We start from the raw sequence: 23,133 nt of genomic DNA, 5'->3' as shown, positions 1-23,133 counted from the left end.
TGACTTACACGCGGGTGAACTCGACCTTATCGCCGTCCAGGCAGGTCACGTTAATGGTGACCTCCAGGTCGACGCTGAAGAGCCTGCGCTCGCGTGCCAGGAAAAAGAAAAGGAATTTTTCGGTTGAGACGCGTTCCCGCGCGCGCACCACCTTTACGTCCTGCGGTTCAATGCGCAGCAGAATCTTATTGGCGTTGCGCAGGACTTCGTGCTGTACACGACTCAGCGCATCTGCGAAGGCTTTCGCCTTGGTGTCGCCCTTACCGCTTACGGCTACCGAGGTTGTAAAGGTCTCTTTCATTCCTTATCCACCGTGTTTTTTGTTCCAGGCCTGAACCAGACGTTCACCCAGCTCTTCTTTGTCCATAAAGCCGAAGCCCAGCACGTTGGCGCCTTCATTAATGGCGGTCACGCCTTCATCCACAGAGCGCATACCATGTTTGGCCTTATAGCCGTATTTGTTTTGCGCCGTAATCGCGCCTGCCCCTCCGCTGCCGCAAAAGGAGATACCGAAATCGGCATTCTCTGCTTTCATGACGTCGCCCAGCTTCATGTCTGCCGCGACGCCCGGCACCACAACGGCACGGCCACCCGCTTTTTCTACGCCAGCCGCCACTTTTTGTCCTTTACCTAAACGATCGCCGATCACTACGGTTACCATATGTCTGTTCCTCTCAGGGTTGGAAAATTAGTCGTTCTTCGCCACTTCAAAGTGGACAGAAAGCAGCCAGGCTTCTTCTGGTGGCAAATTGCCAAACAGGTCCACCACCTGCTGTGCCAGCGCCATCGACTCTTTGGAAATTTCGTCAAACAGCTCAGCCTCAACCTCTGGCAGACTCTCGCCGGTGACGGATCGCAATGCCATTGCCCGCACGTGCGAAGCCAGCATTTGTATCTGCACGGCATTCGGCTGGATGGCCCGCTCGGCAAAAAGCACCTCAATCTGCGCCATCACGCGATCCGTCAGGGCCTGAATCCTTTGCTGTTCGTCTTGTGACGCATTCATCGCTACCGCTCCCTTACCCGTACTCATCGTCTGCTTCCCATTTCGCGCTTAGCGTGATCTCAAACTAACCAGAGGCGGCAGCGCTGTGGAGAACGACTTTTTCCGTTTCGAAGTGGAAATCCGGCCCTTGTGAGTGATCCGGAACGCAAACTTGCGCGTTCGCTTAGGGGACGAATTATTTTTAACAGATTAAACAGTGAGTTAAAAAAGGGATATCACACAGGAAAGGCGGCAGATGAGGAATAAACAGAAAACCGGGTTGCTGGTCAGCCGTCACAAAACTGGCAAACAGCAACCCTGAGGGCAAGGTAACAGAGAAACTTATGACTCAGCGTCAGTGGGCTGACGTAATGGCGTAACGCGGTTTTTGTCGTCAACGGGCTGGAGGCGATGCGTTTTACGTCGGCTAATGGCGGCCACGATCAGGGCAAAACGCGCTTCATTCAGCTTGTAGCAGAAGCCCATGATCAACGCCGCCGCAATCGCCAGCGAACAGGGCCAGATAAAGATCAGCTGCCTTAAACCTGCCAGCGTGCCATCGCTTTGTACGGCATTGGGCACGTAGCCTATTTGCGTCAGCATCAGACCGGGCAAAAATCCTGCCAGCGCGGCGGATATCTTGCGAAAGAAGGTGTAGCCCGTGTAACAGGCACCTTCTGCCCGAATGCCGGTTTTCCACTCCCCGTACTCTACGGTATCCGGCACCAGCGCCCAGTTAAGGCTATTAACGAATGCCGTACCGAAAAACGCCACGCAGGAGAACATGACGAACAGCAGAGAGCTGCTTCCCCAGAGAAAGTTACCCAGATCGCCCAAGGCCCAGAGGATGAGTCCCCCCAGATAAACCTGTTTCTTACCAAACTGTTTTACCGCTGTGGGCACCAGCAGTACGCCCACCAGAATACAGCCCATGCTGAAGAAGCCCATCCAGGAGAGCAAATGAACATCGTTCAGCACGTACTGCGTGTAGTAGACCTGAATGGCCAGCTTGATATTAAACGCCGCCAGGGTACAGAGGTTCGCGAGGCACAGAACCAGCAACGGCGGATTGTGAAAGATGGCGCGGAAGGCCGTTGCCACACCGGGTTTATGATGCGTCGGGGTGAGCTCAACATAGCGCTCTTTAACCCCGCTGTAACAGAACCACATGCACAGCAGCCCGGCGACCACAAAGACGGCGGCGGCAACCTGATAGCCCAGCGCACTTTTGCCAACAAACAGCGACTGAATGGGCATAAAGCACACGGTGCAAACCAGTAATCCCACCGTTGCCCCGCCCTGCCGCCAGGCGGCGAGGTGGGCGCGTTCGTGGGGATTTTTGGTTATGGCTGGCACCATTGCGCCATAGGAACAGTTCATCAGGCTGTAAAACAGACCAAACGTCATAAACAGGGCGGTCGCGATCGTTGTCTTTATCGTCAGGCTAAAGTCGTTAGCAACAAACTGTGCCGCAGCCACCAGCGCTACCGGCAGCGAGAAATAGAGAATAAAAGGTCTGAATTTTCCTCTCGTGCCAATATGGCGGCGTGAATCCAGCACAATGCCGGTGAACATATCGGTTAGGGCGGTAAAGAATTTCGCCACCAGGAAAATCACCCCGCCGTACCAGGCTGGCATGCCCAGCTCATCGGTGTAGAACTTGAGTAAATAAAGCGTCCCGATAGTCAGCATCAGGTTGGAGCCAAAATCACCGACGCCGTAAGCCACCTTCTCACGCAGCGGGAGTTTCAGCGTTAATGGATCGGAGCCTGTCTTCATAAGTGATCCTTTTAGCGCCGCGACCGGCGCAGTCACAAAGCCAAATTAGCGCTGACGCTTACGTGCATCGATCTCCTCAATGATACGGACATACATCTTCTCATTGAGATTGTAGAAGCACCCCATGGCCACGATGGTGATCACGGCCAGCGCACCGGGATAGATGAACATCAGCTGCTTCAACCCTTCTACCGTTCCGGACGACTGAATCACGTTGGGCACGTAGCCGATTTGTGTCAGCATCCAGCCGGGGAAAAAGCCGGCCAGCGCCTGTGAGACCTTACGGAAAAAGGTAAAACCGGTATAAACCGTACCTTCAGAACGAACGCCCGTCCGCCATTCCCCGTACTCCACCGTATCGGAAACCAGCGCCCAGTTAAGGCTGTTGACAAAGGCTGAGCCAAAAAAAGCCAGACAGGAATACGCGACAAAACTGACCGAACCGCCGCCGAAGAAATAGTTGAGCAGATCGCCCGCGACCCAAATCAGCAAACCGCCGATATACACTTTTTTCTTACCAAAGCGCCTGACCGCGCCGGGCATCATAAATACGCCAATAAAGATGCACCCCATGCTGAAGAATCCCATCCATGACAGCAGAATGGGATCGTTCAGCACGTACTGGGTGTAATAAACCTGGATCGCCAGTTTGACGTTAAAGGCGCCCAGTGTGCATAAGTTGGCAATGCACAGGATAAACAGTGGACGGTTGCCCGCGATGGCACGGAACGACGCTAACAGTCCCGGTTTCTGCGTGGGGCTGCTGGCGGGTTGCTCGACATAACGCTCTTTTACACCGGCATAACACCACCACATAAAAAATAAGCCAAACGCCGAGAACAGCGTGGCCGCAACGACATAACTCAGCTGCGGATTGCCTTCAATCAGGTTCATGACCGGTACAAAACCCACGGTACAGATCAGCAAGCCCAGCGTTGCGCCGCCCTGCCGCCACGCGGCCAGTGCGGCACGCTCGTCGGGGTTTTTCGTCATCGCGGGCACCATCGCACCGTAGGAACAGTTCATCATGCTGAAGAACAGGCCATACATCATAAACAGCACTGTGGCGACGATCGTTTTTCCGGTGACGTCAAACGGCGTACCCACAAAATTGGCGATAGCTAACAGGGTTACCGGAAAGGCCGCGAACAGCACGAAGGGACGGAACTTGCCTTTCGGGCCAATCCGACGCCGCGAATCCAGCATGATGCCGGTGCCCATATCGGTAAAGGCGGTAAAAAACTTGGCCACCAGGAAAATGATGCCGCCGTAGGTTCCCGGCAGCTCCAGCACGTCGGTATAGAACTTCAGGAGGTAGAGCGTACCGATATCTAATAAAATATTTGAACCCAGATCGCCGATGCCATAGGCGACTTTCTCTTTGAAGGGCAACCGTAACGTCGCCGGTTCACTGCCGGAAGCAAGATGGTGTTGGCTCATGATTTCTCTCCGCTGCCCCACTGAACCTGTCAGCAGGGCCGCTTTTTCAGGATGGTTTTGAAGCGTTTTGTTGCTCGATTTCAGCGCGAATAGCGGCCACTTTTTTACCAAACAGCAGCTGCATGACGGCCAGCAGGCCAAATGAGGGCACCAGTACCTGCCAGGCCGGGATATCCAGAGCGCCTTTGATCAGCATGGAGCCCGAAGCAATCAGCAGGAGAAACACCATCAGTCGGAAAGCCCGCACGGAGATACGCTTGTGCACATACTGGCCCACTAACGATCCAAGGATCATGGTAGGAATGCAGAACATCACCAGCTTGACCGTTGAGACCGTTAAAATGCCGCTGGTGGTCAGGCCGCCAATAATGGCGATGTTATTCGCGGTAAAAAATGCATTGAGCGTGCCGCGAAAAGCAGCGGGTGCCAGATTCCTTAACATGCCGTAGATCACGACGGGCGGACCGTTGGTGGCAAACGCCGAGCCGAGCGCCCCGGCGATAATACCGGTGGGCATCACTATCCAGTTTTTGTCATAGACAGGCAGACGAGGAATAAACAGGCTGTAGAACGAATAAAGGATCAGGAAAACGCCCAGCCCGGTTTTCATCACGTCGTCCGGAAAATTGGACAGCGCGTAAATGCCCAAAGGGATACCGGCAAAGGAGAACAGGATCAGCACCAGGGCTGACTTCCAGTTGGTTTCCTTGCGAGACAGCCAGGTGGCATACAGCGCCGTTGCCGTCCCCACAATCACCGACATCGGTGCAGCCATTTTGACCGGCAGCAGCAACGTCACCAGCGGCATCGTAACCAGCGCGCCACCAAATCCAGCACAGATGCCAATAAAGGTGTACAGAAACATAATGGCAATAATGATGCAGACGACCTCAGTGGTGATTTCCAGACCTTCAGGTGTAAGTAGCGTAAAGAAATCCATAATCCTTTCTCCCGCTACTGTGGCAATATCTGACTGCCAGCAAGCCGTAATGAAGCAAACAATGACTGCCATTCGCTGTCTGCCCGATAAAATACCGGCGGCTGCCCCATCGGCGCGGCGACAGTGATATCCCCGCCGTTTAACGTTTCTCCGGTCCACATGTTGACCCAGCGGTCTTCAGGCAGATAGAGCGACCAGTCGCGGCGGCCCTCTTCATAAACCGGTGCCACCAGCAGGTCACGCCCCAGCAGATATTGGTATTTGAGCGTGTAGGTGCGGGCATCCGCTTCATAGTGCAAAAACAAAGGGCGCATAACGGGTAAGCCCGAGTGGGCATTCTGCGCGACAGCCTGCTTGATATAAGGTTTTAAGGTGGTGAAGATCGTGGACATGCGGGCAAAGTGGGCAATGGTTTCTTCATCGCTGTCAAACTGCCAGTTATCGCCAGGACGGTTCCCTTCATGGGTGCGCATCATCGGGGTAAAAGCATTGAAGTCACACCAGCGAAGCAGCAGTTCTTTACTGCGTTTCATGCCGTACAGCGTGGTGTAGCCACCGATGTCGCTGTGATGCAAACCGTGGCCGCTCATCGCCAGTGACAGCGCGGCGGGCACCACCGAGGCCAGGCCATCGTCCAGGCTCCAGTCAACATTTTGATCCCCGGCCCACATCATCACGGAGTATTTCTGACTGCCGGTGTAACCCGCACGCATAAAGAACAGCACGTCACCGAGTTTGCCGGTTTCTTCCAGCGCCTCGTAGTTACACTTCGCCCACAGCGCGGGCCAGGCATTGTGCATGATTTCGGCGCTGACGCCGTTGTGCAGATACGTGTCCGTTGGCAGGTACTCCCCAAAATCCGCCATCCAGCCGCGACAGCCCAGGGCAATCAGATTGTCTTTGATGACGCCTTTGAACCAGTGGTAAGCCTCCGGATTCGTGAGATCGACGACGCCCGCATAAAACTCACCAAATTCGACGTGGTAATCGTCCCCAGCCGCATTTTTGGTCAGATATCCTTTCCGGGCGGCCTCTTCGCACAGGTTACGGTCGCTGGCAACGTAAGGGTTGATATAAGACAGGAACTGTACGCCTTCCGCTTTCCACTGCTGAATGCGCGCGTCCAGTTGGGGATAAAGCTCGCTGTCCCACTGCCAGTTCCACATCACGCGTTTGCCGAAGGAGGTCATCCGGATGCCGGACCAGTCCTGCGCCCAGATGCCATTCACTTTCACGCCCGCCTGACGCATTTTGTCCAGCTTCTGCTGGCAGATGTCGGTGCCGCCCTGGATCCCCAGCGTGACGCCATCGTAAACCCAGTCCGGTAATACCGGCTGACGCCCCAACAGGGCACTCATTTTTTCCAGCAGGGCGATGTAGGTATCGGCACATTCAAAACGTAACGTGGCGTTATTTTCCCAGAAAGCCAGTTCATGATAATCCGCTGCGCTGAAGTCAAAATTCATGTAGCCGCTGTTATCCACATGGCAGTAATACTTCTGGCTGCTGACAAAGGTCGGCTGTGGGAAAAAGGTCCAGTAGTAATCTCCGCCGGCATTCTCTGCACAGTCAGCCTGCCAGGTGACCACGCTTTTCTTATTGCGCCCGACGCCCTGTTCGCTGGTCCAGAGTGGAAAAGGTTTCCCGCGCAAATCAAAACAGGAAAACTGCTCGCCACAGCCGTAGATATGATCGTCGTCCAAGGCTGACAGCCTCAGCCAGATACGGTTAAGCCTGTCGCTGTCGTTTGTCAGCGTAAGCAACAGGCGGCCGTTTTCATCTGTGCCGATGATCAGCGTGGCGCTAAATACCTCTCCGCGTGAGAAGCGCACCGTCCAGCCGGTGTCCTGCGCAGTCACAACGGCCGAGGTTAACGCCAGTTTTTCATTCAACCGGTCTTTAATACTGAAATTGCCGCGAAACATGTCGATATCGGCGTTGCCATTGCCTATCCACAGACAGGGTTTTTCCTCGCTGTGGCTAAGAATTTGTCTGTTTTGATAAGTCAGTGAAAAGCCGTTACCGGCGGCAGTCAGCTTTACGCCTGCCGTCTCAGGATGTTGTAAATGCATTCTGACCTCTGCGTTGTAGGATAAAAAAATAAGGTTTAGCGTGATTCGTGCTGGTCACAGCCAATCGTGAACGTCATGAGATGGCGCGCCTGTGGCGCAAGAAAAATCACATCAATGCCAGAATTGAACGCGTCAGGTGGACAACTCATTGGCTCGGCTGCCAATCCCGTGCGGCCAAGTTTTTCGCCGCTGTAAATTTGCAACCAGGGTTGATCGCTGCGTAAAAAAACCGAAAGTGCCTGCTGTGGACAAGTTAATCTCACCTCCCATTCGCGTCCGGCTGCGCGGGTGTTAACACTGCAGTCGATCTGCGTCGACGCCAACCGACGCGGGGTAAGAAAATCCCCTTCTGCAATCGCGGCCGGTAGCGTAAGCAGGCAGTGATCCACCAGGGTCATGTTGCAGGTCAGATAAGGATGCGAACCGACACCGTAGGGCGCGGGTTGATCGCCTACGTTCTGGCTGCTGATACTGACCTGCAGGCCCTGTGCGGCATCAAGCCGGTAAGTCACTGCCGATAGCAACGCAAACGGATAGCCGTAACTGGGCGGCAGGAAAACCGTTAAGGTCGCCTCGCTGTCGGTGTGTTTGGCGATCTGCCAGTCACGCCAGGCCAATAAGCCGTGAATGGCGGTAACGCCTTCGTGGTCATTGATGGGTAGCTGAAGCAGCTTGCCGTTATGTTTCCAGGTTCCTTTCGAGACGCGATTCGGCCAGGGAATCAGGACTTTGCCCATATGCGCCAGCGGCATTGCCTCCGGAGGATGTGGGAGCACCAGATGGCGGCCCGCGTGCGTCAGCTCAGCCAGGCCAGCGCCTACGGTGACGATTTTTGCCTGATATTCTCCAGCGTGAAGAACAAGGGTTTGTCCGCTGCTGTGCATAGCTGGTACTCCCGTTAGTCTGTTTTTCAGGGGTTATTTCGCATTACAGTCCAGTAATCCTGCCGCTACGGCGGGTGCCAGCCCCGGTGCCAGAGGAAGGCGCGGGATCACCAGGCAATGCAGCAGGTGATAGATATCCTGTTTGCCGTCCCACACTTTGGTGGTCACCTTGTTTTCGCAATCCAGCTCTTGCCACCATGAGCCATTCTCGAAATCCATCATGTAAGTGATGCAGTAATCCCACCATTTCTGGTACCAGGCTTCGTATTGCGCCTCGCCAGTGACCGCATACAGGGCGTAAGCCGTGCCCATTGCCTCAACCACGGGCCAGCGCACTCTTTCACTCACTACGGGCTTGCCATCCCAGTCCACGGTGTAAACAAACCCGTCTGCGCCATCGGGCGCCCAGGCATCGCGGATAGTGGCGTCGAATAAGCCTTTCGCATCTTCAATAAGCCAGGCCGGCGGCGTTTCGAAGCGCGCTTCCAGCGCAGCATGCAGATGCAGCATCAGACGTCCCCATTCAATCCAGTGTCCGGGCGTGCCGCCATAAGCCCGGAAGCGGTGAGCGGGATTCTCTTTGTTGTAATCGCGTAATGGGTTCCAGTCAGTGTCGAAGTGTTCATTGACGCGGTACTCACCGCTGCGCGCGACGTCGTGAATAATCACCGAGGTGACACGCAGCGCGCGATCCAGCCATTTCTTGTCGTGCGTGACGTCATAGACAATCAGGAAGGCTTCAACGGCGTGCATATTGGCATTGCCGCCGCGGTAGTCTTCTGTCTTGCTAAAGGCTTCATCCCAGGACTCCAGGCACATCTGTTCGTCTTCACTCCAGAAGTAGCGATCGATCACGTCGATCGCGTCATCCAGCAGTTGGCGGGCGGCAGGATGCCCCGTAGTGACCGCACTGGCAGCGCCCAGCAACACGAAAAAGTGCTGATAACCCTGTTTGGACGCATCAACGACGCCTTCATCGTTTACGCAGGCATACCAGCCGCCGTACTGTTTATCGCGCAGCGCACCATTCAGGGCGTTAATGCCGTGATCGACCAGTTGATAAGCTCCCGGCCGTCCCATCGAGGCCGCAACGGCATAGACATGCAGCATGCGTGCGGTAATCCACAGGTGCGTGCCCATCTCGGGTTTTACCTGCCCGGTATTCCCCAGCCAGCCAAATCCGGTGGCGACCGCTGCGTTTTTACCAAAGTCGAGAATCCTGTCCGTTTCCTGTTCGAGCCAGCGGTTATGACTCAGCGTGTTAAACCATTTCATTTGCGTTGCCCTCTTAGCGTTTAGCCATCATTTCATCTACGATCTCACCCAGCCGTTGCAGCCTGGGGACGGAGACATCCCGCAACATCAGGTCGGTATCCGGTAAGCCAATGACGGAAGACCAGACGGCTCGCCCGGCCAGGAAGCCCGATGCGCCCGCCTGCATCGCCACCCGCACGGCGCGCGGGAATAATTTTTCATCAATGCCGGACGAGAGAATGACCCACGGCATCGCGATCCGATCGTTGAGCTTTTGCGCGGCCGCCAGCAGATCCGACTGTGTACCTTTGCCGTACAGGGGCATTTCCACCTTGTAGAGATCCGCGCCGCTGTTGCCCAATTCTGTGGCCGCGTCCAGGATCGCCTGCTCGCGATCAAAGCGATCGCCACGGCGCGGTGGCCTGACTACCGGTTCGATAATGCTGAGCAGGCCATGGCGGTGGCAGCGGGTGTTGAAGGCCTTAACTATGTCGAGACGTTGCTGCGGATCTTCATCGCTGCGCCACAGCACCAGCAGCTTCAGCGCCTTCGCGCCGTCACGCTTCATCGCCACCGGATCGACGTTGTTATCGATCGCCACGCTGTCCACCGGAATGCCATTGCCCGGAATGAATTCATCCGCCGCGACGATAAGGCCGCAGCCGGGGGCAACCGCTTGCCGTTCGACGATGTGCGGGAAACAAAACTGTTGATCAATCAGGATCGCCGAGGCATAGGGCGATAACACGCTGGCGGCATTGACTTTAAACTCGGTCAGCACGCGATCGCTGACGGGTAGTGACGCGCCAGCGGCCGCGAACATCAAACGCATGGCCTCACGCTGATCGACTGCGAGCATGGCGAAACCACCTGAAGGTCGGGTGATGTCTTTAAGGGTGTAATGAGTCATGCTTCTTTCCTCTGAATTAAGCGTCACACTGTGTGGGGAGAAATGAGGCCCGCGCTGGCGCGAACATGTTCAAGGATGGCGGTCCAGTCCTCGCGTCCGCGTCCGGCAGCGCGGGCCTGGTTGTAAACTTCACGTGAGGCAGCCCCGAGCGGCATCGGTACATGCAGCTGGTTGGCAACATCCAGCGCAATCCCCAGGTCCTTATGCGCCAGATCGATCATGAAGGCCGGTGAGCGATCCCCTTTCAGTACCTTGTCAGGCCAGGTCGTGGTGAAATGCCCTTTGCCCGCAGGCGTGCCGTTCATCACCTGCAACGCCACGTCAAACGACAGCCCCAGACCTTCACACAGCACCGCCGCTTCCGCCGAGAGGGCATTCAGGGCGATGCTCATGTAGTTGTTGATCAGCTTGACGCGAATCCCCATACCGGGGCCGCCTGCCACGACCAGCTCATTGCCCATCGCCATAAGCACGGGTTTTGCTCGTGCAACCTGTTGCGGCGTGCCGCCTGCCAGTAGCAGCAGTGAACCGGCTATCGCATGGTCTGACGTGCGGCCGACGGGCACGTCCATCATGCTGAAACCGCGAGCGGCCATCTCACCGATCAGCCGATCGGTTTGCAGCGGATGGATCGTGGACATATCAATCACCAGCGCAGTGGATGCCAGCGTGCTACACACACCTTTGTCGCCAAGCAGTACGGAACGCACTAACTCGCCGTTGGGCAGCATGGTGATAACAAACTCGGCCCCGGTTGCCGCCTCCGCAGCAGAAACGCTCGCCCGGGCGCCCTTATCAACCAGACGCGCGACGGCCTGAGGATCCACATCAAAGACGTTGAGCTGATGGCCCTGCTTCAGCAGATTGCTCGCCATCGGCGCGCCCATTTGTCCCAATCCAATAAACGCAATTACCGACATACCGCTCTCCCAACCCCGTTATTGTCATATTTTGTCATTAAAGACGACTTTTACTGTCTTTTTTAGATCATATTTGTAATTTATGGTCAAAAAATTGACAGGTGTCACTTTTAAAACATTTGATGAAATTAAAATGACAACACCAACAAAATGTGAGGAAGCGTTATGACGCGTATTGCTTGTGTAGGGATCACCGTATTAGATCGCATTTGGTATCTGGATACCTTGCCGTCTCAGAGCGGAAAATATGTGGCAAACAACTATCGGGAAGTCGGCGGTGGTCCGGCTGCTACAGCGGCCGTTGCCGCAGCTAAACTGGGTGCAGAGGTGGATTTTATTGGTCGGGTTGGTGACGATGACACAGGGAAGAGACTGCTGTCTGAGTTAAATGAGTACGGCGTAAAGACCCGATATACTAAGGTTTTTGAGGCCGCCCGCTCTTCACAATCCGCGATTCTGGTGGATGCCGAGGGGGAACGGATGATTGCCAACTACCCTAGCCCGGACTTAGCAGAATGCGCAGACTGGCTAACAGAGATCGACTTCTCACAATGGGATGCGGTGCTGGCAGATGTTCGCTGGCACCAGGGTGCCAAGTGCGCGTTTACCCTGGCCCGCCAACAGGGCGTTCCCACCATTCTGGATGGGGATGTGACCCCGCAGGACATTGGGGAGCTGGTGGCGTTAAGCGATCATGCGGCATTTTCAGCGCCGGGTTTACAGCGCTTAACCGGGCTGGAGGGGGAAACGGCGGCGTTAAAAAAAGCACAAATGCTCACAAATGGTCATGTCTATGTTACCCAGGGCGCTCAGGGCTGCGTCTGGCTGGACGCCGGCACGCTCCAGCATCAGCCCGCCTTTGAGGTACAGGTCGTCGATACCACCGGCGCGGGCGACGTCTTCCACGGGGGGCTGGCCGTGAAACTGGCGCAGAAGGGCTCTGTCACAGAGGCCGTGCGCTTTGCCAGTGCGGTCGCGGCGCTAAAATGTACGCGACCGGGCGGGCGAGACGGGATCCCTGATTATGATCAAACCTGTTCTTTTATGTCGGTAAATGTATAAACTGTGTGCCATGGTGGTATTCAGAGAACAATCCATGATCCTCTCGGACGTAACCGGTAATCCTCGCCACGATCGTTTGCTCAGGCTGATCGCTGAACGTGGCTACATGAATATTGATGAACTCGCCTTGCTGCTCGACGTTTCCACACAAACGGTCAGGCGCGATATTCGTAAACTCAGCGATCAGGGATTAATCACGCGTCATCATGGTGGTGCGGGCCGTGCATCCAGCGTAGTGAATACCGCTTTTGAACAGCGCGAAGTCTCACAGACTGAAGAAAAACGTGCGATTGCGGAAGCCATTGCGGACTATATTCCCGATGGATCAACGGTATTTATCACTATTGGCACTACGGTTGAACACGTCGCCCGGGCGCTGGCAAATCATAAACATCTGCGCGTTATCACCAACAGCCTTCGTGTCGCCCATATTCTGTACAAATGCCCACAGTTTGAAGTGATGGTGCCCGGCGGCACGCTGCGTCCCCACAACGGTGGCATTATTGGCCCGGTCACGTCCGCGTTTGTGGCCGGTTTTCGGGCAGATTATCTGGTTACCAGCATGGGCGCCATTGAGAGCGATGGGGCGCTACTGGAATTTGATGTTAACGAGGCCGCCGTGGCGCAAACCATGATGGCGCATGCGCGTCATATTTTGTTAGCGGCAGACCACACCAAGTTTCAGGCATCGGCAGCGGTAGAAATGGGCAGCGTTACCCAGGCGACCGCCCTGTTTACAGATCGGTTGCCGGCAACGGCGTTGCAGAACGTACTTAAAGCACATCAGGTGGAAATCATTCAGGCGACGCCAGGCGGCGATGAAGAGCCCTGAGCAATTAACCCCGGCAAGCCGGGGTTATCGGTAAAATTAGCGGAACTTCTTGTGGTTTTCGTTACGGATAGCCGCCAGCTTCTGCGCTTCTGCTTTGGCTTCATCCAGTTTACCCTGCTTAGCCAGCGCATCCGCTTTATCAATCTGGGCGATCAGGTCATCCATACCTTTGTGAAAGTCTTTCATTTCCGGGCTGTCCGAGGCTTTGCCTTCCAGCTTGTCCGGCGTGCCTTTTTTGGCATCCTCAGCTTTAGCACGCAAATCACCTAACATCTTGTGCAACTGGTCGGCGCTTTTCGCCCCGTCCAGTGACTTATAGATACCCGACATATCTTTCATATCGTGCTCAAGAGAGGCAGCACCGGCGGTCACGCTCACGGATAACACGGCTACAGCTAACAACGACATAAGCTCTTTACGCATGCTCAGCTTCCTTTTTATTGTGGGAATGCTTTTTATAAAAAAAAACGGAGGGTCGATGCCCTCCGCTTGCTATCGCATAAACAACTTAAAAGAGATTTTACTGTCCGGCAATATACATTTCGGGGAGTAAGACCGAACCGCACTGAATATTACTACGGGTTTCAATGTCATCGCCCACGGTGACAATGTTCCGCCACATGTCGCCTAAGTTACCGGCGATAGTAATTTCGCTTACCGGATACTGGATTTCCCCGTTTTCTACCCAGAAACCGGCTGCGCCACGTGAGTAGTCGCCCGTGATCGCACTGACGCCCTGCCCCATCAGTTCTGTCACCACCAGGCCGGTGCCCATCTGCTTCAGCATAGCGTCGAAGCTGTGCCCCTGACCGGCGATGCGCCAGTTGTGGATACCGCCCGCGTGGCCGGTGCTGGTCAGGCCCAGCTTGCGCGCCGAATAGCTGGTCATCAGCCAGGTTTGCAGCACGCCATCTTTGATAATGTCGCGAGCCTGGGTGCGAACGCCTTCGCTGTCAAACGGCGTTGACGCTAAACCTTTCAACAGGTGCGGCTGCTCCTGAATGGTCAGCCACTCAGGCAGAATCTGTTTGCCCATGGCATCCAGCAAGAAGGTGGATTTCCGATACACGCTGCTACCGCTGATGGCGCCCACCAGGTGACCGAACAGACCCGTTGCCACTTCGGGGGCAAAGATCACCGGCGCTTTCATGGTGTCGAGCTTGCGTGGCGCAAGACGCGACAGCGTTCGGCGCGCGCATTCTGCGCCGACCCAGTCCGGGCTTTTTAAATCGTCGATTGCCCGGCCGATGGTGTAAGCATAGTCACGCTCCATATTGCCGTCCTGCTCAGCAATCACGCAGCTGGAAAGCGAATGGCGGCTGGAGCAGTAGCTCTGTAACATGCCGTGGCTGTTGCCGAAGACTTTAATCCCGATGTGGCTGTTAAAGCTGCCGCCTTCGGTGTTGGTGATGCGTTTGTCCGCCTGCAGCGCCGCCTGTTCTGCCTGGGCCGCCAGTTTGATGGCGTGATCGGCATCGATCTCCCACGGATGGTAAAGATCGAGATCCGGAGCCTCATAAGCCAGTAATTCTGCATCCGCCGGTCCGGCAAAAGGATCGGGTGACGTATAGCGTGCAATATCGATCGCCGCCTGCACAGTCCGTTTGATCGCGTCTGGGCTGAGATCGGTCGATGAAGCACTGCCTTTACGGTTTTGATGATAAACGGTAATACCCAGTGCGCCGTCGCTGTTGAACTCAACGTTTTCTACCTCGCCGTAGCGGGTACTCACACCAATACCGGTCGTCTTGCTCACCGCGACTTCCGCGCCATCCGTACTTGCTTTTGCCAGTTCAAGCGCCTGTGCAATTGCCTGTTCCAGTGCTGTTCGCTGTTCTGCAACTTGAGTTGATACGTTCATCGACCTGCCGTCTAATCTTATGGTTGAATAATTTGAGTCTATCAGAGTCAGAGAACAATTTCGCAGTCACCCGATAAACTGGTAGGATTAGCCTCTTTTTTTTGGAGCCAGATATGACTAAGCAGCCTGATGAGTGGCTCGATGATGTACCCGATAATCACGAAGAAGAAGATGAAGAGATTATTTGGGTTAGTAAGAGCGAAATAAAACGTGATGCTGAAGAGCTGAAACGCCTGGGTGCCGAGCTGGTCGATCTGGGTAAAAACTCTCTGGATAAAATTCCGCTGGACGAGCGTTTACGTAACGAGATTGAACTGGCACAGCGCATCAAGAAAGAAGGTCGCCGCCGTCAGTTACAGCTTATCGGTAAACTGTTGCGCAGTATGGATGTTGAGCCGATCCGCATCGCACTCGACAAACTCAAGAACCGTCACAACCAGCAGGTCGCCCTGTTCCATAAACTGGAAATGCTGCGCGATCGTCTGATTGATGAGGGTGATGAGGCGATGGCGGACGTGATCGCCCTTTATCCGCAGGCCGATCGCCAGCAGCTGCGTAGCATGATCCGTAATGCGCAGAAGGAAAAAGCCGGTAACAAACCGCCAAAATCTGCCCGTCAGATTTTTCAGTATCTGCGTGAGTTAGCCGAAACCGTCTGACCTTTCCGCTGATTTGCGGCTGAGCAGCGCCCAGCCGCAGGGTTTTCTTCTCCCGTCTGAGGGAGAGGAACGGGTCCGCTAGTGATCAGCGCGCCAGACGATCCAGCAGCTTCTGATGAATCCCACCAAAGCCCCCGTTACTCATGACCAGGATGGAATCGCCCGGCTGGGCCGTTTTCGCGATCGTCTCTACCAGCGTATCGATATCCGCGCTGCAGTGAGCGGGCTGCATGCAGGCTTCTGCGACGTCCGCGACCTGCCACGGAATATGGCTCGGCTGGAACAGGAACACTTCGTCTGCGCGCGCCAGCGACGGTGCCAGCTCATTTTTATTCACGCCCATTTTCATGGTGTTTGAACGCGGCTCCAGCACCGCCAGAATGCGCGCGGTGCCGCCCACTTTACTGCGCAGTGCGCTCAGCGTGGCCAGAATCGCCGTCGGGTGGTGGGCAAAATCATCATAGATCTTGATGCCGTTGACCTCACCGCGCAGCTCAAGACGGCGACGGGCATTAATAAAGCTGTCCAGCGCCTGGCTTGCGTCCTCAGGTTTTACGCCGACATGGCGCGCTGCCGCAATCGCCATCAGGCCATTGTGCATGTTGTGCTCGCCGACCAGTCCCCAGTTCACCTCGCCCACTTTTTCACCCGCCAGCAGCACTTCCCAGCGGGAGGCATCCGGCGTCAGCTTCTTCGCCTGCCAGTGACCGCCGTCGCCCACATGCTCCTGTTCGCTCCAGCAGCCCATTGCCATCACCTGCTTCAGGTTATGATCGTGCTCTGGCAGCAGGATCTTGCCCTGACCCGGCACAATGCGTACCAGATGATGAAACTGTTTCTGGATGGCCCGCAGATCGTCAAAAATATCGGCATGATCGAATTCAAGATTATTCAGAATCAGCGTACGTGGGCAGTAATGGACGAATTTCGAGCGCTTGTCGAAAAACGCGCAGTCGTATTCATCAGCCTCAATGACGAAGAATGGGCTTTTTCCTAATTTTGCAGAAACATCGAAGTTACCGGGTACGCCACCAATAATAAAGCCAGGTTCCAGGCCGCAGGCTTCCAGAATCCACGCTGCCATGCCTGCTGTGGTGGTTTTACCGTGCGTGCCCGCCACGGCCAGCACCCAGCGATCGCGCAGCACAAAATCGTGCAGCCATTGGGGGCCAGAGAGGTAAGGAATGTTGCGTTCCAGTACCGCTTCCACGCAGGGGTTCCCGCGCGTCATGGCGTTGCCAATAATGACCAGGTCCGGTACGGGCTCAAGCTGGCTCGCATCGTAACCTTCTGTTAATTCAATGCCTTGCTGCTCAAGCAACGTGCTCATCGGTGGATAGACATTGGCGTCAGAGCCTGTCACCTGATGACCAAGGGAGCGGGCCAGCATAGCCAGTCCGCCCATAAAAGTGCCACATATCCCGAGGATGTGAATGCGCATAACGAGGTCCATAACTCAAAAGTTCGGCGCACAGTGTAACCTCGCTTGCACACGGAAGAAACGGATTAGGACTATGGTTTTTAAAGTTCAATCGGCTAAACTGCGTACGCATCCACGGGCAGTTAAGTATGCCGCTGCCACTCCATCGATGATTCAGGGAATGTGTTATGAAAACGTTGGGCGAATTTATCGTCGAGAAGCAACACGACTTTCCGCACGCCACAGGTGAACTGACGGCACTTATCTCAGCCATTAAGCTGGGTGCTAAAATTATTCACCGTGATATCAACAAAGCCGGCTTAGTCGATATTCTTGGTGCCAGCGGCGTTGAGAATGTTCAGGGTGAACAGCAGATGAAACTGGATCTGTTCGCCAACGAAAAACTCAAAGCCGCACTGAAAGCACGCGGCATTGTTGCCGGTATCGCTTCTGAAGAAGAAGATGAGTTTGTTATCTTTGAAGGCGAGGAAAACGGAAAATACGTCGTATTGATGGACCCGCTCGACGGTTCGTCGAACATCGATGTTAACGTCTCCGTCGGCACCATTTTCTCCATCTATCGCCGCGTCAGCGAGCCGGGTACGCCAGTTGTCGAAGCCGACTTCATGCAGCCAGGCAACAAACAGGTTGCCGCCGGTTACGTCGTTTATGGCTCATCCACCATGATGGTGTACACCACCGGCTGTGGCGTCCATGCGTTTACCTATGATCCCTCTCTGGGCGTGTTCTGCCTCAGCCATGAACGCATGACCTATCCGGAAGTGGGTTACACCTATTCCATTAACGAAGGTAACTACATTCGTTTCCCACAGGGCGTGAAAAAGTACCTGAAATTCTGTCAGGAAGAGGATGTGGCGACTCACCGTCCTTACACATCACGCTATATCGGCTCTCTGGTCGCGGATTTTCACCGTAACCTGCTGAAGGGCGGTATTTATCTTTATCCCAGCACCGCCAGCCATCCAAAAGGCAAGCTGCGCCTGCTGTATGAGTGCAACCCAATGGCTTTCCTGGCGGAGCAGGCCGGCGGTAAAGCCAGCGACGGTCAGAACCGTATCCTGGATATTCCCCCGGTCACGCTGCACCAACGCTGTCCGTTCTACTGCGGTAACACCGCCATGGTTGACGATGTAGAGCGTTTCCTGGCTGAATTCCCCGAGTGCCGTCAGGGCTAAACATCAAGGGCGCGCGTGACGCGCCCTTTTTGCGTTACGACTGCTGCAGCCTGAACTGCGCCATCGCCGCCTGGAGCTGCTCGGATTGCGACTCCAGTGAATGGGTCGCCGCCGTTGCCTGTTCTACCAGCGCCGCGTTCTGCTGCGCCGCTTCATCCATCTGCGTGACCGCGTGATTCACCTGATCGATTCCCCGGCTCTGCTCTTCTGACGCCATGGAAATCTCTTTCATCAGGGCCGTAACCCGCATAACTTCAGCGGCAATCTCATCCATTGTTTCACCCGCACGCGTCGCCATTTCACTGCCCTCTTTGACGCGCGTTTGTGAATCACCGATCAGCGTACGGATCTCTTTCGCCGCACTGGCACTGCGCTGTGCCAGCGTACGAACCTCGTTGGCGACCACGGCAAATCCGCGCCCCTGCTCTCCGGCACGTGCCGCTTCCACCGCCGCGTTCAGTGCCAGGATATTGGTCTGGAAAGCAATGCCGTCAATGACGCTCAGGATATCGCCGATACGGTTAGCGCTGTCGGTGATTTCATGCATTTTTTCCATAACATAATTCACCACCTCTGCGCCGCGATCGGCACTGTCAGACACGGCGTTAGCCAGCTGATGGGCCTGCTGGGCATTGCTGGCGTTAAGACGGACCGTTGCAGTTAGCTGCTCCATGCTGGCCGCCGTTTGCTCCAGCGATGCCGCTGACTCTTCGGTACGTTGGGAAAGATGGACATTGCCGGCGGCCAGTTCACGGCTACCGATATCAATTTTCAGGCCGGCTTCGCGCACCTGATTAACCGATTCGCGCAACGCATGCTGCATGCCCGCCAGCGCATTGTTCAGGCGCCCCAACTCATTATTGCCCGCCAGCGGCAACGTCTGGGACAAATCGCCCGCCGCAATCTGCTCAAGATGGATGATCGCGTTGTTTAGCGGAATCAGCAGCATGCGGCGCAACAGCACCCAGGCCAGCACCAGCAGCAACAACGAGAGTCCGACGGCCACGGCTATCAGCACTTTCATCATGATTTCATTGCGCTGGGCTTCAACTAATTGCGCCTGGGTAATCTCATCGGCTTTTTTACCGAAGGTTTCTACCGCTTTGCTGTATTTCGCCGAAAGCGGCTCCAGCTTGCCTTCCAGCAGCTGGTAGTATTCATCGTTGTACTGTTTATCCAGCGCCTTCATCATTGGCAGGATGCCCTGATCGAGGTAGTCCTTATAGCTGGATGCGATGGCATCGGCCATAATTTTCCCTTCAGCGGTCACGGTACCGGCATCGACAAATCGCTTAAGATTCTGCTGCGATGCCGCGACATCAGCCTGCGCCGTTTTGGTGACCTGCGCGCCCTCATCCAGTAAACCAATCTCAATTTTACGCACCGCCAGCGCAGCACTGGCCCGTGCGCGCATTAAATCGGCATTACTTTGATACAAGCTGTTTAACTCGATTCCCTGAATGCGGTTGATCACATCCAAAGAACGGTTACCTTTATTAATGGCCACAATGCCCATCACACTCACCGCCAACAGCAGCAGTGTCATGAATGCCAGCAACGCCAGCAACCCCGTGCGTAGTGATAACTGTTTCATCTTGATCGTTTCCGTATGAGTAGTAAAAGGCGAAAAAAATTTCGACAACCCTTAAACGGAGAAAGTATCGGCACTGCGATTCGTAAACTTTAACGCCAGTGAATGATTAACCCATTCATTACCGCTAATCTGTTAATGAATCTGAAGGTATTGTGTTAAAAAAACAAAAGAGGAAATCCATGAAAAGAGGATGGGTGTTGCTGTTACTCTTAAGCTGCAACGCAGCAGTTGCGGAGCAGTCCACTATTGATGTCACATTAAATCAATGCCTTAATCAAGCTGACACCACGCTGGCCTTGATGCAATGCCAGGATGCGGCGACCCAGGAGTGGGACAAGGAAATGAACACGCAGTACAGTGCATTGATGAAAAAATTAAGCGGACAGCCCAGAGAAAAACTGCGTGCCGCACAGCGCGCATGGATGAAATACCGTGAGGCATGGTTAGCGGCGAGCCGCAGCCAACTGAATACGCAGGGCACCCTTGGTCCCGTTGCGCTGGCGGCGCAGAGTACAGCCCTGGTACGCAATCAAACGTTACAACTGCAATCTTTGGCCAATGGCAGTTGCGCTAACCCCGATGATTGTTGATTAATGTCAGTCCGTTGTTGGCTTTTTGCCAATGTTGTCTTTTACCTGCAGGGAAAAATCATGGCTGCTTATGCCTCTACGCTGATATTAATCGGCCTTGCCATACTGAGCTATTTTGTCCACAACACCGCCGTCACCCTTTCTATATTGATTCTGCTGGTCATCAAACTGACCCCGTTGGCGCAGTTCTTCCCTTACGTGGAAAAACAGGGCATTACGATAGGCATTATCATCCTTACGGTGGCGGTCATGGCCCCGCTCGCCAGCGGTTCGTTGCCCGCCTCCTCCCTGGTTAAGTCCTTTGCCAGTTGGCAATCCATTGTGGCGGTGCTGGTGGGTATTTTTGTCGCCTGGCTGGGCGGCCGTGGCGTCAGCTATATGAGCGTGCAACCTTCGGTCATTGGCGGGTTGTTGATGGGCACGGTGATTGGTGTAGCGTTTTTCCGCGGCGTCCCGGTAGGGCCATTGATTGCTGCGGGCATTGTTTCCCTGTTCATCACGGCCAAATAGCGTTGAGGAGCATTCCGAAACGCCAAAAAGGGGGCGTACTTTCACAGTCAGTTGGCTATAATAGCCAACACTCAACACACGACGACTGAAGGAATTCCCGATGAGTTTGAACCAGGTGCCAGCAGGTAAAGACCTGCCAGAAGATATCTACGTAATTATTGAGATCCCGGCCAATGCCGATCCGATCAAATATGAAGTTGATAAAGATTCTGGAGCCCTGTTTGTAGATCGCTTCATGTCCACTGCGATGTTCTATCCGTGCAACTATGGTTACATCAACCATACCCTGTCACTGGATGGCGATCCGGTAGACGTGCTGGTCCCTACCCAGTACCCACTGGAGCCAGGCTCAGTGATCCGTTGCCGCCCGGTTGGCGTATTAAAAATGACCGACGAGTCAGGTGAAGATGCCAAGCTGGTTGCCGTTCCGCATACCAAGCTCACCAAAGAATACGATCACATTAAAGATGTGAACGACCTGCCAGAGCTGCTGCGTGCGCAGATCACCCATTTCTTTGAGCATTACAAAGATCTGGAAAAAGGCAAATGGGTTAAGGTTGACGGCTGGGATAACGCTGAAGCAGCGAAAGCTGAGATCATCTCTTCTTTCGAGCGTGCGGCGAAGAAATAATATGATCTAATGCTGGGGAATGCCTTCCCCAGCGTTCTTTCCGCCATATTCATTATCAACAGCCCTCCTGTTTCGACACTTCACTTCCTTTGCTTCTTCCTTAGACTCATTGCTGGCGCACTGTGGTAACGTCCCTGCCAGAGCCTGCATCCCTTACCGGGTAGTAGATGAAAAACAGAGAGTTTGTCGATATACTCGCCCTGTTTATCTGTGCATTTTCCCTGTCATACGGAGTGGTATATGCTAAAAAAACTCCAACTGCTTAATGTTGGTCCATCTCCAGAAATGGCATTGGAGTTTGGTGATCGTTTGAATTTGATTACCGGTGATAATGGGCTGGGTAAAAGCTTTTTGTTGGATATCGCATGGTGGTCATTAACGCGTCGCTGGCCCTCAGAAATTAATCCACAGATGAATGTTGGCAAAAAAATACTTCCTCGCGCTACCGGTGATGCCGCGATTACATTCAGCTTTAGTGCCAAAAAGAAACAAGAACACTATACCAGCACTTTCCAGCGTCATGAGCAGTCGTGGACTGGCCGACAAGGCCGGCCTGCAAATCCGGGGCTGGTGCTGTATGCGATGACGGATGGCAGTTTCGCTGTATGGGACCCTGCGCGAAACTACTGGAAAACCAAAGATAACGTAGATATTCAGGAGCGCCGCCCCGCCTACGTTTTTTCACCTCAGGAGGTTTGGCAGGGATTAAAAGCCAATGACGGCAATATACTTTGTAATGGAATTATTGCAGATTTAGCCTCCTGGCAGAAAGAAAAAGGCGAGGCCATTTCCCTTTTTAATAAGGTGTTAAAAGCGCTTTCCCCCTCTGAAAAAGAAACGCTGGAGATGGGAGAATTAATCCGCATTAGTCTGGATGACGTTCGGGATATGCCCACAGTCCGAATGCCTTATGGTCAGGATGTTCCTGTTATCCATGCCTCATCCGGTATCCGACGAATTCTTGCCCTGGCATATTTCCTTATCTGGGCATGGCAGGAACATCAGCTTGCCGCGAGGTTACTTGATGAGAAACCCACGCACCAGATCGTCTTCCTGATTGACGAAATCGAATCACATTTGCATCCAAGCTGGCAAAGAAGCATTGTTCCAGCCGTGCTCAACGTGATGAAAACGCTCACTGAGCAGCCAGATGTACAACTTATTGCCGCAACGCATTCCCCTCTCGTGATGGCATCCGTTGAACCGGTATTTAAGGCGGAAAAAGATGCCTGGTTCGATTTGGATTTTGTAGAAGGTAAGGTGATTCTTTCAAAGCGTGATTTTATTCGTCAGGGCGACGTTTCTAACTGGCTAACCAGCGAAGCCTTTGACCTTAATATGGCTCGTTCGCTGGAAGCTGAAAAAGTTTTAAATCAGGCAGCGCTGGCGTTGTCCAGTAATACCATCACGGTAACTCAGGCACAAAAAATTGATAAAAAACTCCGCGGGGTACTGAGCGATACCGACCCGTTCTGGATGCGCTGGCGTTTCGTCGCAGAGAAAAAGGGATGGATATCATAATATGGTGCCAGTCATTCCTGCGCCTGAGCCTGCTAACTTTGACGACAGAGTTCGTCAAAGAGGTCTGGCACAC

Annotated in this window: 23 protein-coding genes; 8 read left to right on the top strand and 15 right to left on the bottom strand. The window is 54.3% G+C overall.

Annotation, left to right across the window (positions count from 1 at the left end):
- Positions 1-4: 4 nt before the first annotated feature.
- From QLG08_RS05360 to yihU, 11 genes are all read right to left on the bottom strand, one after another.
- On the bottom strand, positions 5-301 hold the full coding sequence (locus tag QLG08_RS05360; RefSeq protein WP_014604921.1) for a DUF4312 family protein: 297 nt from the start codon (positions 299-301) through the stop codon (positions 5-7).
- Between the two features lie 3 nt (positions 302-304).
- The gene (locus tag QLG08_RS05355; protein ID WP_013027356.1) at positions 305-661 is read right to left on the bottom strand and encodes an SFCGS family glycine-rich protein; all 357 of its coding nucleotides are present in this window, start codon (positions 659-661) and stop codon (positions 305-307) included.
- A gap of 27 nt (positions 662-688) precedes the next feature.
- On the bottom strand, positions 689-1,033 hold the full coding sequence (locus tag QLG08_RS05350; protein ID WP_013027358.1) for a glycine dehydrogenase: 345 nt from the start codon (positions 1,031-1,033) through the stop codon (positions 689-691).
- Between the two features lie 294 nt (positions 1,034-1,327).
- Complete coding sequence (locus tag QLG08_RS05345) at positions 1,328-2,764, bottom strand: MFS transporter (protein WP_014604920.1); 1,437 nt, start codon at positions 2,762-2,764, stop codon at positions 1,328-1,330.
- Between the two features lie 45 nt (positions 2,765-2,809).
- A complete protein-coding gene (locus tag QLG08_RS05340) occupies positions 2,810-4,204 on the bottom strand; it encodes an MFS transporter (RefSeq protein WP_028715844.1) in 1,395 nt (464 codons plus the stop codon).
- Between the two features lie 46 nt (positions 4,205-4,250).
- The gene (locus QLG08_RS05335; RefSeq protein WP_014604919.1) at positions 4,251-5,144 is read right to left on the bottom strand and encodes a sulfite exporter TauE/SafE family protein; all 894 of its coding nucleotides are present in this window, start codon (positions 5,142-5,144) and stop codon (positions 4,251-4,253) included.
- Between the two features lie 14 nt (positions 5,145-5,158).
- A complete protein-coding gene (locus QLG08_RS05330) occupies positions 5,159-7,216 on the bottom strand; it encodes an alpha-glucosidase (protein ID WP_014604918.1) in 2,058 nt (685 codons plus the stop codon).
- Between the two features lie 35 nt (positions 7,217-7,251).
- The gene (locus QLG08_RS05325) at positions 7,252-8,100 is read right to left on the bottom strand and encodes an aldose-1-epimerase (RefSeq protein ID WP_015699439.1); all 849 of its coding nucleotides are present in this window, start codon (positions 8,098-8,100) and stop codon (positions 7,252-7,254) included.
- A gap of 33 nt (positions 8,101-8,133) precedes the next feature.
- A complete protein-coding gene (gene yihS, locus QLG08_RS05320; RefSeq protein WP_014604916.1) occupies positions 8,134-9,375 on the bottom strand; it encodes a sulfoquinovose isomerase in 1,242 nt (413 codons plus the stop codon).
- A gap of 13 nt (positions 9,376-9,388) precedes the next feature.
- Positions 9,389-10,264, bottom strand: a complete 876-nt coding sequence (gene yihT / locus QLG08_RS05315) for a sulfofructosephosphate aldolase (RefSeq protein WP_014604915.1) — start codon at positions 10,262-10,264, stop codon at positions 9,389-9,391.
- A gap of 23 nt (positions 10,265-10,287) precedes the next feature.
- Positions 10,288-11,184, bottom strand: coding sequence for a sulfolactaldehyde 3-reductase (yihU, locus tag QLG08_RS05310; protein WP_013027366.1), 897 nt, complete (start codon positions 11,182-11,184; stop codon positions 10,288-10,290).
- Positions 11,185-11,349: 165 nt separating this feature from the next.
- On the opposite strand from yihU, the gene QLG08_RS05305 reads away from it, so the two are divergent.
- Positions 11,350-12,246, top strand: a complete 897-nt coding sequence (locus QLG08_RS05305) for a sugar kinase (protein ID WP_013027367.1) — start codon at positions 11,350-11,352, stop codon at positions 12,244-12,246.
- 34 nt (positions 12,247-12,280) lie between these two features.
- Positions 12,281-13,078, top strand: a complete 798-nt coding sequence (locus QLG08_RS05300) for a DeoR/GlpR family DNA-binding transcription regulator (protein ID WP_141118340.1) — start codon at positions 12,281-12,283, stop codon at positions 13,076-13,078.
- Between the two features lie 36 nt (positions 13,079-13,114).
- Here the strand turns inward: QLG08_RS05300 and cybC are convergent, their stop codons facing one another.
- On the bottom strand, positions 13,115-13,501 hold the full coding sequence (gene cybC, locus QLG08_RS05295; RefSeq protein WP_014604912.1) for a cytochrome b562: 387 nt from the start codon (positions 13,499-13,501) through the stop codon (positions 13,115-13,117).
- 97 nt (positions 13,502-13,598) lie between these two features.
- A complete protein-coding gene (gene pmbA, locus QLG08_RS05290) occupies positions 13,599-14,939 on the bottom strand; it encodes a metalloprotease PmbA (protein ID WP_013027370.1) in 1,341 nt (446 codons plus the stop codon).
- A gap of 113 nt (positions 14,940-15,052) precedes the next feature.
- On the opposite strand from pmbA, the gene yjgA reads away from it, so the two are divergent.
- Positions 15,053-15,598: a ribosome biogenesis factor YjgA gene (gene yjgA / locus QLG08_RS05285; protein ID WP_014594709.1), complete on the top strand. Its 546-nt coding sequence runs from the start codon at positions 15,053-15,055 to the stop codon at positions 15,596-15,598.
- An 85-nt stretch (positions 15,599-15,683) separates the two neighbouring features.
- Here yjgA and mpl read toward each other — a convergent pair whose 3' ends face one another.
- Entirely contained in the window at positions 15,684-17,039 is a 1,356-nt protein-coding gene (mpl, locus tag QLG08_RS05280; protein ID WP_014604911.1) for a UDP-N-acetylmuramate:L-alanyl-gamma-D-glutamyl-meso-diaminopimelate ligase, read from the bottom strand.
- 167 nt (positions 17,040-17,206) lie between these two features.
- Here mpl and fbp point away from each other — a divergent pair, with 167 nt between their 5' ends.
- Entirely contained in the window at positions 17,207-18,214 is a 1,008-nt protein-coding gene (gene fbp / locus QLG08_RS05275; protein WP_006118345.1) for a class 1 fructose-bisphosphatase, read from the top strand.
- A 34-nt stretch (positions 18,215-18,248) separates the two neighbouring features.
- On the opposite strand, the gene QLG08_RS05270 is transcribed toward fbp, so the two are convergent.
- Complete coding sequence (locus QLG08_RS05270; RefSeq protein ID WP_014594710.1) at positions 18,249-19,808, bottom strand: methyl-accepting chemotaxis protein; 1,560 nt, start codon at positions 19,806-19,808, stop codon at positions 18,249-18,251.
- A gap of 179 nt (positions 19,809-19,987) precedes the next feature.
- Between QLG08_RS05270 and QLG08_RS05265 the strand changes: the two genes are divergently transcribed.
- The 4 genes from QLG08_RS05265 to QLG08_RS05250 all read left to right on the top strand — a co-directional run bounded on the left by QLG08_RS05265 (position 19,988) and on the right by QLG08_RS05250 (position 23,060).
- Entirely contained in the window at positions 19,988-20,398 is a 411-nt protein-coding gene (locus QLG08_RS05265) for a lysozyme inhibitor LprI family protein (RefSeq protein ID WP_022622415.1), read from the top strand.
- Between the two features lie 60 nt (positions 20,399-20,458).
- Positions 20,459-20,908: a DUF441 domain-containing protein gene (locus tag QLG08_RS05260; protein WP_028715847.1), complete on the top strand. Its 450-nt coding sequence runs from the start codon at positions 20,459-20,461 to the stop codon at positions 20,906-20,908.
- A 100-nt stretch (positions 20,909-21,008) separates the two neighbouring features.
- A complete protein-coding gene (gene ppa / locus QLG08_RS05255; protein WP_013027376.1) occupies positions 21,009-21,539 on the top strand; it encodes an inorganic diphosphatase in 531 nt (176 codons plus the stop codon).
- A 240-nt stretch (positions 21,540-21,779) separates the two neighbouring features.
- A complete protein-coding gene (locus QLG08_RS05250; protein WP_078829085.1) occupies positions 21,780-23,060 on the top strand; it encodes an ATP-binding protein in 1,281 nt (426 codons plus the stop codon).
- Positions 23,061-23,133: the final 73 nt, after the last annotated feature.

This window comes from Pantoea sp. V106_11 (assembly GCF_029967885.1).
Lineage (GTDB): Bacteria > Pseudomonadota > Gammaproteobacteria > Enterobacterales > Enterobacteriaceae > Pantoea > Pantoea ananatis.
The sequence above is the reverse complement of the archived record's forward strand: the minus strand, read 5'-3'. Positions and strand labels throughout refer to the sequence as shown.